This is a genomic window from Hymenobacter setariae (assembly GCF_007713685.1).
Lineage (GTDB): Bacteria > Bacteroidota > Bacteroidia > Cytophagales > Hymenobacteraceae > Hymenobacter > Hymenobacter setariae.
On the sequence record NZ_VMRJ01000006.1, the window covers coordinates 277,309 to 286,560 of the forward strand.

The following is a 9,252-nucleotide window of genomic DNA, read 5'->3' on the forward strand; positions in this document are numbered from 1 at the left end:
CTCCTAGAGAGCCGCGTCGTTCGTCTTTATTCCCCCGTACTTTCGTGAAGCAGGCCCTAGCCTGCGCGAGAAGAGCTATGCGTCAATTTGTTGTGAGTCTGTTGGTTTTGGGGTTGTGTGGTCCGGTGGGCTGGGCGCAGAGCCGGCGTGCATCTGCCGATAGTGCAGCGGTCATTCGCAAGCCCACTAAGCTTAGCCGCCAAGAAAAGCGCGAGCTGGCCCGGCGAGCAGCGGCGAGCAATGCCCCGCGGCCCGCGGCCCCCACACTATCAGCCAAAGACAAAGAGATAAGCGAAGCCCTATTTGTGGACGGCGTGAAGTACGTGACGCTCGAAGACTACCCTAAGGCCCTCGACCGCCTGCTGAAAGCCTATGCCCTTAGCCCTAGCAACGCGGCTGTTAATTACAAGATAGCCGAAGCCAACCTGCTGAGCGGCAACCTGCGCGATGCCGCCAACTACGCCCAGGCGGCCGTGCAGCTCGACCCCAAAAACGCGTATTACTATCTGCTGCTGGCCCAGGCGCAGGCCAGCCAAAAGCAGTACGATGCTGCCACCGCCACCTACGCCAGCCTAGTGCGCGACGTGCCCGGCTCGGGCAACTATTTATTTCAGCTAGCCGACTTGTACCTAGCCCAAAACAAGCTGCCCGAGGCCTTAGCTACCCTAGAAAAGGCCCAGCAGCAGTTTGGTACGCTTGATGAGATTTCATTTAAGCGGCAGCAGATATACCTGCGGCAAAACAACTTGCCGCTGGCGCTGAAGGAAGGCGAAAGCCTGATTGCTAACAACCCGACCGAGACGCGCTACGTGCTGGCTCAGGCCGAAATGTACGCGTCTAACAACCGGTTGCCGGATGCCATTCGGGTGGCCGAGCAAGCCCTACGCATTGACCCCGACAATCCGCAGGCTCGGCTGATACTGGCCGAGGTGTACCGCCAGCAAAACCAGCCCGAAGCGTCGCAAAAGCAGTTGAAGCTAGCCTTTGAAAACCCGGCGCTTGACATCGACCAGCAGGTGCGCATCTTGGTAGGCTACCTCAAGCAGCTGCCTAATGATAAGCTTAACCCCCTGGCCCTCGACCTAGCAGCTGCCACAGTGCGCAGCCACCCCAAAGAAGCCAAGGCCTACAGCGTGGCCGGCGATGTGCAAACTCTAACTGGTAAGAAACGCGAGGCCCGCAATACCTACCTTAAAGCCCTGCGCCTCGACAATTCGAAGTACCAGCTCTGGCAGCAGGTGGTGCTGCTCGATGCCGAGCTCAACCAAGCCGATTCGCTGCTGGTGCACAGCGACCGCGCCCTCGAGCTTTTTCCCAACCAAGCGCAGCTATGGTTTTTCAATGGGGTAGGGCACTCGCTCAAGCAGCAGCCCAAGCAGGCAGTGTCGGCCCTAGAGCACGGCCGCAAGCTGGCCGCTGGCAACGCCGAGCTGCAAGCACAGTTTGATGCGCAGCTTGGTGATGCCTACCACGAGCTAAAAGACAACGCGAAATCGGATGCCGCGTATGAATCGGCCTTGGCAACTGAGCCCAACAATTATGGGGCGCTTAACAACTACAGCTACTACCTGAGTCTGCGCGGCGAAAAGCTAGAGAAAGCCAAGGAAATGTCGGGCCGCACGGTCAAGCAGTTTCCCGACAACGACACCTACCTAGACACCTACGCCTGGATACTTTATAAACTGAAAGACTACGCGGGAGCTCGCACTAGCCTCGAGCACGCACTCAAAACCACTAAGGATGCCGCCGTTATCGAGCATTATGGCGACGTGCTGTGGCAGCTAGGGCAGCACCCGCAGGCTGTGGCCGAGTGGCAGCGTGCCCGCAAGGCCGGGCCGGGCGCTTCGCCCCTGCTAGACCGCAAAATCAAAGAACAAAAGCTGTATGAATAAATCTGCTATCGTGCTTGCCGCTCTGGCGCTAGCCAGCTGCCACCGGGTGCCATCGTCATCGGGCAAGCTCGGGCCAGGCACTTCTACTGCCGTAGCACCCGTGGCAACGCCCGCCGGTGTAAAAGCGAACAATACCAATTTTCAGTACCTTAGTGGCCGTGGCAAGGTGCACTTCAAGCACAAGGAGGTTGACCAATCGGCTAACTTTAGCTTGCGGGTGCGGCGCGATTCGGCCATCTGGCTGTCGGGCTCTTTGCTAGGTATTGAGGGTGTGCGTGCACTGCTCACTCCCGATTCGGTACGGGTTGTTAACCGCTTGCAGAAGAGCTACTTCGCTGGCGATTACGCTTACCTTAGCCAACTGCTGAACGTGCCGGTGAGCTATCAGCAGATGCAAGCCATCTTGCTAGGTGATTATCAGCCAGCTCCTACTGGCACTAGCCCCAAGGTGAGCACTGAGGGCACCAATCAGGCCGTAACGTATCCCCAGGCTGCGCTGCTGCTCGAGCAACTAGTAAGCAATGAATCGGGCCGCTTGCAGCAGCTGAAAGTAAGCGAAAGCGGTGCGCAACGCAGCCTCACCGTGGCGTACTCCGATTTTCAAAAGCCCGAAGGCACCAATCTGCCTTTCGCCTACACGTCCAATGTAGTCGGGCAGCAAGGCGGCGCGGAAAGCACTTCGGCTACGCTTAGCTTTTCAAAAGTTGAGGTTGGTGCTGGCCACCTAGACTTTCCGTTCAGCATCCCAAAAGGCTTTAAAAAGGAAACCCGAATTAAGAAGTAAAATTCGGGTTAGATGCATTTGAAAGTGCCTTCAGAAGCTTACAAGCGAAGTTTCTGAAGGCATTTTTATATAGACTGACCTAGGGCTTTTACGCACCAACGCCGAGCTCAAGGCGGCGCCCGCGCGGCTCGCTGTCAACTCATTTCCTAGGTCAAATTACTGGCGTTGCCCATGGCTACGTGGCTATACCCGTCGCGTATGCGTTATTTTGCAAGGCGGTAGCTGGTGCGCCGTCCGCTTTCGTGACTGCTTCGTTGACAATTTCTAAGTGTTATTATCTGCTCGGGCTACTGCTGCTGCTGGGCACGTTGCCGGCTGCTGCCCAGCGCCATCAGCGCACTAAAACCAGCAAAGCCAAAGTATCGGCCAAGACTAGGACTAGAACCCCTGCTCGCACGCAACGCTCCGCGCCTTCGCGCCGCCCCCAGCAGCGCCAGCGTGCGAAGTCAAAAGAGCAGCTAGAGCGCGAGCGCCAAGCCAACCTAGCGCGCATTCAGGAAGCGGGTAAAGTGCTGACTCAGACCACGCAGAAAAAAGAAGCGACCCTAGGTCAGCTCAACGTTATTAAGGAAAAGCTGACGGTGAAGCAGGGGCAGATTCAGCATATTTCGACGCAACTGCAAGGTATTGAGACTAATGTGCACCAGACGGTGAAGCAGGTGCTGACTACCCAGCAGCAACTCGCCAACCTTAAGGCTGAATATGCACGGCTGATGTACGCTGCCTCCAAGACCAGCAGTGGCTTCAACCAACTCATGTTTTTGTTTGCGGCCGAATCCTTCAACCAGTTTGTGCTGCGGTTGCGCTATGTGCGCCAGTATACGGAAGAGCGCCAACGCCAAGCACAACGCATCATGGGTACGCAGCAGCAGCTAAGCCACCAGCTCGATGGCCTTACGCAGCAGCGCCAGCGCCAAAAAAGCTTGCTGACAACCCAACTGGTCGAAAACCGCAATCTCCTAGGGCTCAAAAACGAGCAGGATGAGGTGGTGCAGCAGCTAAGCCAGCAGGAGCAGGGCCTCCGAGCCGAACTAGCGCAGCGCCAGCGTGCCGTGGCCCAACTCGACGAGCTGATAGCACAACGTGTGCGGGAGGAGATTGCTCGCGCTGCCCGTGCCGCCCGCCTAGCGGCTGCCGCCGAGCGCCGCCGGGCCGCGCGCGCCGCCAGCGCGGCTGGCCGCAGTCGCTCACGTGGGGGCCGCGAGCAATCTTCCGACGACGAAGACGCAAGCGCTAACCCCGAAAGCGACGCGCCTGAAGAAACTTCGGCCGACCGCCGCGCTAGCCGTGTAGCTCTCACGCCTCAAACAGCGCTGCTATCGTCAAATTTTGCTGGCAATAAAGGGCGGCTGCCTTGGCCAGTAGCACGCGGCTTTGTTGCTCAGCATTTTGGGCGGCATGCGCACCCGGTACTCAAGCATGTGGTGGTAGAAAACCGCGGTGTCGATATCCAAACGGCCACTAATGAGCCGGTGCGTTCGGTATTTGCCGGGCGAGTACTGACAGTGGCCCAAGTGCCGGGAATGAACACCATCGTGATGATTCAGCACGGTGAGTATTTCACTGTGTATGCTCGGCTACGCTCGGTGAGCGTGCATGAAGGCCAGCAGGTAGGCGCTCGCGAGACCATTGGCAGCGCGGCTACCGATGCCGATGGCACTGCCGTGGTACAGTTTCAGGTATGGCGCAACTCTGCTAATCTGAATCCAGAAGGGTGGCTAGGCCACAAGTAGATTTGTTTGGCAGGAGCCTGTTATATAAGCAAATAACCGAATTGTGAGTTGCTGGCTTTGCCAAAGCATGATGGCTCATTGTGTACTGGCTAGGCCTCGCCTTAAGTAGCGATGTTCAAGTGTACGGCTTGTTTCGCTGACCTAGGATACTGCTTAGGGAGGTTAGGCTAATAGGCCTAAATGTCCAGGCTATAGTGCCTAAAAGCTCGGCACTATGGCGTTAATATTAGATGAATAAAATGTAAGGCAGGCAAGTTGCAATCTTGCCATTGTCCAGTAAATAAATCTTGGCGAGAGCCTAGGGCAAATCATTTGTAAAGAAGCCCATATTTTTTCGAGTAGGTAGCTATTGTGCTTAGCTAAGCCTCCTAAAATATTTCGGCTAACTTGTTTGTTATTGTGTAAGGGTATGTATATCAGGTGTATACATATTGATGAGCTTGGTTACGTAGTGCAGCTAGGAAAAGTTATACTATTTATAATTTTAATGTTGAGCTTATATTTTTAAAATATTTGCTTTTGTAAATATATTAATGGTGTTAATGAAAAATTAATATTTGTATTTTTACAAGTGCTTAGGGTAATTACAAGCTATCTAGTATGAAAATTGCAACTGGTTATTTGTTTAACCCTAAAAATTTAGACCGTTCTGAGACTAAGAGCGTATATTCTCTGCATCCCAATCAGGGCTCTGCAGCTAAAATCTTAGTATAGGTCAATTGCAACATTATGGTACTCTACGCTCGACGAACCCAGGTAAATCAACTGTTACTGCTGATTGTCGATGTTCTGCTCATCTTCGGGTCATTCCGATTAATTAACTACATCCAGCGTGGCGATTGGGAGTTTGCGGGTGATTACCCCATGTTCTTCGCCATTTTCGCTTTGTTGTGGTGGATACTGGCAGGGCAGTTTGCTAGCTCGGTTCCGCTTAACCGCTTAGCCACCTATGGCGAAAAACTTTGGAGCTTAATCCGGACGTTGCTACTGCACGCCGTACTGCTCACGGCAGGGCTGCTAGTGTTGCAAAAGCGCCTGTTGCCGATGCGCTATCTATTGCTGCTGTACTGCATGGCGGGCACGGCTGTAGTGATAGGGCGTCTGTTCATGACCTTTCTGTACCGCACGTATCGCTACCGCTTCGCTCGTCCTCACAGCCGCTTCGTGATTGTGGGCACTAGCCGTAGCGGCCGCGAACTGCACAGCTTCTTAACTGTACACGACCCGCTGGCTAACCAGTGCCTAGGGTTCTTCACTGATACGCAAGCGCCTGAGGACGTAAAGTCGCTCGTGCGTGGCCGGGTAAGCGAACTGAAGGAGTTTTGCTTGAAAGAACAAGTTGACGAAATCTACTTCGCGCTGCCGCTCAACCAAACTGAGTTCATTCAGGAGCTTTCCAGCTTTGCGGATGCCAATTTCATCGCGTTTCGCATTGTGCCTGATTTTGAAGGTACTCTGCACGAAGGTGTCAACATGCACTACCACAGTGGTGGGCCTATCCTGACGGTGCGCCGCAACCCCCTAGGTATGCGTCCTAATCAAATAGCTAAGCGCATGTTTGATTTAGCTTTCTCGGGGTTTGTTATCGCTACTATCTTCCCGGTAGTGCTGCCCGTGTTGGCTTTGTTGATTAAGCTTGACTCGCCCGGCCCTATCTTCTTCAAGCAGATGCGCCCGGGTAAGCATAACAAGCTTTTCCCATGCTTCAAGCTGCGCACGATGCGTACCGACCTAGGGGGCACCGAGCTACAGGCCACTAAGGGAGATGCCCGCGTAACCCGGGTTGGCCGCTTCTTGCGTGCCTCGAGCCTCGACGAACTGCCACAATTCTTCAACGTGTGGCTCGGCCACATGTCGGTAGTAGGCCCGCGCCCCAACATGGTATCGCAACTCGAAGAATATTCGAAACACATCAGCACTTATGCTCAGCGCCACGTCGTGACGCCAGGCATCACGGGCTACGCACAAGTAAACGGTTACCGCGGTGAAACGCGTGCCGAAGGTGCCATGGAAAAGCGTGTAGAGTACGACCTGAAGTATGTAGAAAACTGGTCGCTGCTGCTAGATGTCCAAATCATCGGCAAAACGGTGTGGAACATGATAGCTGGGGAGAAAAACGCTTACTAAGCGTTAGCCTCAGAAATAAGTAAGGTTTTTATTCTATCATAGTCTCTATGCTAGCCAAGCAGTTAGTTCTTGATTCAGGTATCTCTACGGGTTCATTTGAGGATTTTGTAGACAAAATTTTGCAGTTGGGCGCGGCCCGCAACTCAGCCTATGTGTGCTGTGCCAATGTGCACATGGTGGTAGAGGCGCACCGCGATGTAAGCTTTCGCCAAGTATTAGATGAGGCTAACTTGGTAACGCCCGACGGTGGCCCAGTAGCCAGCGTGGCCGGGTGGCTAAGTGGCCAGCCCCAAGAGCGAGTGGCGGGTATGGATTTGCTACCCGCCTTGCTTGCCGAGGCTGCCCGCCGCGGGCAGTCGGTATACTTCTATGGCACCACCGATGAGGTGCTACAAGCCATCGTAGACCGGGCCAAGCGCGAGTTGCCTACGCTGCGGTTGGTGGGTACTTGTGCGCCACCCTTCCGAGCACTTACCCCAGAGGAGGAGGAAGAGCACGTGGCGGCCATCAATGCTGCTGACCCCGACCTTCTGTTTGTAGCCCTAGGTTGCCCCCGGCAGGAGCGCTGGATGGCTGCGCATCGCGGCAAGGTTAAAGCCTGCATGTTGGGCGTAGGCCAAGCTTTCTTGGTGTATGCTGGCCTAGAGCAGCGCTTGCCATTGTGGGCGCGTCGTCTGTGGCTGGAGTGGGCTTATCGGCTATGGCTAGAGCCGCGCCGTTTGTGGCGCCGGTACTTAATCACAAATTCCCGCTTCCTCTACCTGATGGCCCGCCGTACGCTGGCGGGCACCTAGGAGAGAAAGCGGGAATTGCGCTGGCTTAATTAGCCCTTATGGCTTACAGCTAGTGTTTGATTTCCAGGCGCTGAGCTGAAGACGTGTCGTTACCCAGAATGCGCAGGATGTACAGGCCATTAGCCAGGTTATTGGTATCGAGCACAAATTGGTTTTCGCCGGCTGCTGCTTTGCGCTGATAGGTAGCTAGGGTATTACCCTGTAGGTCGGCGATTACGATAGACACCGTCGATTCCTGTGGCATGTTGGCGGTAAGCATAACCTGGTCGTTGGCCGGGTTGGGGTAGAGCGCGGGAGCTACTGCTTCTTCAGGGGCCACTAGGTTCGACTTGGCACTGCTCGCGGTGGCGGGTAGCAGGGTGATGTCATCGAAGTAGAGCCACTGCCCCCCAGCATTAGCCTGAGAGTAGATACCAACTTCGCATTGGCCGTTAGTCACCGTAACGCTCGGGATAGTAACCTGCACCCAATCATTCGGAGAAGTTGGGATGTTTGCGCTTAGAGCGCTACCACCGTAGTTCTGAGCCTGCAACTGAGCCACAGGCTGGCCGCCCTTGCTTTTCACCCAGGCGCTGAGCGAGTAGGTACCATTGGCTAGGCCCGTCACGGTCTGGTAGGTATAAATCTGGTAAGCCTCGGGGCGGTAGTGGGTGCCATGGTAAGTACCAGCGTGAGCGTTCGGGTACGACTCTGAATAGCTAGCATAAGCTTGGGTCGAGCCGCCGGTCCGCGTTTGCCACTGGCGAGGAGCCATCACGCCCGCGTTGTCATCTTCAAAGCTGAAGTTGCCTACCGAATTGGTCATAGACAGTGCTGCCTGCTGGGTGGGTTGTGCCGTGAACGCAACGTCATCGAAGTAGATGTACTGGTCGTTTTTGGCTTTGGAGTAGAAGCCAATCTCGCACTGCCCGTTGGTAACACGGATGTTGTTGACGCTAACTTTTACCCAGTCCCCGTTGGTGGCCGTGATGGCGGTGGTCAGCGTGCCAGCCCCGAAGTTCTGGGCTTGCAGCTGGGCGATGGGCTGGCCGCCGCTGCTCTTGACCCAGGCGCTGAGCGAGTAGGTGCCGTTGGCCAGGCCTGTCACGGTCTGGTAGGTGTAGACCTCGTAGGCGCCGGAGTTGCGCCAGTGCGTGCCGTGGTAGGTGCCGGAGTGAGCCCCACCGTAGGCCTCGGTGTAGTCCACGCTGGTGGGGCTGCCGTTGCCCACCGACGTGAGCCAGCCCGTGGGCGCGTCCACCTCGGCCCCGTCTTGCTCGAAGCTTGGATTCACCACCAAGCCATTGCCATTGCTGCTGCCCGTGTTGGAAACAAGCGAAGGTATTACTACCAGCACCGGAACTGCTGCCGAGGTGGTGCTAGCACCAGCATTGTCGGTAGCACGGGCCGTGAGGGAATAAAGGCCAAGCGAGGATGGCGTCCAGTTCAGTTGGAAAGGAGCGCTGGTAGCGGTACCTAGGCTAGTCGAGCCATTGAAAAACTCTACCTGGCTGATGGTGCCATCAGCATCGGCAGCAGTAGCATTCAGGGTGAGTGCTTTGCCGAGTACTAGGTTGCTGCTAGCTGCTAGTGTTACAGTGGGTGCTGTGTTGGTTTGCGGTGCGAGCGCAACGTCATCGAAATAGATGTACTGGTCGTTTTTGGCCTTGGAGTAGAAGCCAATCTCGCACTGCCCGTTGGTGACGCGGATGTTGTTGACGCTAACTTTTACCCAGTCCCCGTTGGTGGCCGTGATGGCGGTGGTCAGCGTGCCGGCCCCGAAGTTCTGGGCTTGCAGCTGGGCGATGGGCTGGCCGCCGCTGCTCTTGACCCAGGCGCTGAGCGAGTAGGTGCCGTTGGCCAGGCCTGTCACGGTCTGGTAGGTGTAGACCTCGTAGGCGCCGGAGTTGCGCCAGTGCGTGCCGTGGTAGGTGCCGGAGTGG

6 protein-coding genes are annotated in these 9,252 nt (G+C 55.7%); 5 read left to right on the plus strand and 1 reads right to left on the minus strand.

What is annotated here, in order from left to right:
• Window positions 1-92: 92 nt before the first annotated feature.
• The 5 genes from FNT36_RS21900 (at window position 93) to FNT36_RS21920 (ending at window position 7,330) form a co-directional block, all read left to right on the plus strand.
• Window positions 93-1,892: a tetratricopeptide repeat protein gene (locus FNT36_RS21900; protein WP_233636142.1), complete on the plus strand. Its 1,800-nt coding sequence runs from the start codon at window positions 93-95 to the stop codon at window positions 1,890-1,892.
• Window positions 1,885-2,676 (plus strand): DUF4292 domain-containing protein, encoded by a 792-nt coding sequence (locus FNT36_RS21905; protein ID WP_144852164.1) that lies wholly within the window; start codon window positions 1,885-1,887, stop codon window positions 2,674-2,676. The genes FNT36_RS21900 and FNT36_RS21905 overlap by 8 nt, the downstream gene beginning before the upstream one ends.
• 254 nt (window positions 2,677-2,930) lie before the next feature.
• The gene (locus tag FNT36_RS21910; protein ID WP_233636143.1) at window positions 2,931-4,409 is read left to right on the plus strand and encodes a murein hydrolase activator EnvC family protein; all 1,479 of its coding nucleotides are present in this window, start codon (window positions 2,931-2,933) and stop codon (window positions 4,407-4,409) included.
• A 729-nt stretch (window positions 4,410-5,138) separates the two neighbouring features.
• A complete protein-coding gene (locus FNT36_RS21915) occupies window positions 5,139-6,536 on the plus strand; it encodes an exopolysaccharide biosynthesis polyprenyl glycosylphosphotransferase (protein ID WP_144852167.1) in 1,398 nt (465 codons plus the stop codon).
• Between the two features lie 47 nt (window positions 6,537-6,583).
• Window positions 6,584-7,330, plus strand: a complete 747-nt coding sequence (locus FNT36_RS21920) for a WecB/TagA/CpsF family glycosyltransferase (RefSeq protein WP_144852170.1) — start codon at window positions 6,584-6,586, stop codon at window positions 7,328-7,330.
• A gap of 49 nt (window positions 7,331-7,379) precedes the next feature.
• Here the strand turns inward: FNT36_RS21920 and FNT36_RS21925 are convergent.
• On the minus strand, window positions 7,380-9,252 hold a 1,873-nt coding region (locus FNT36_RS21925), incomplete at its 5' end, for a T9SS type A sorting domain-containing protein (RefSeq protein ID WP_233636144.1).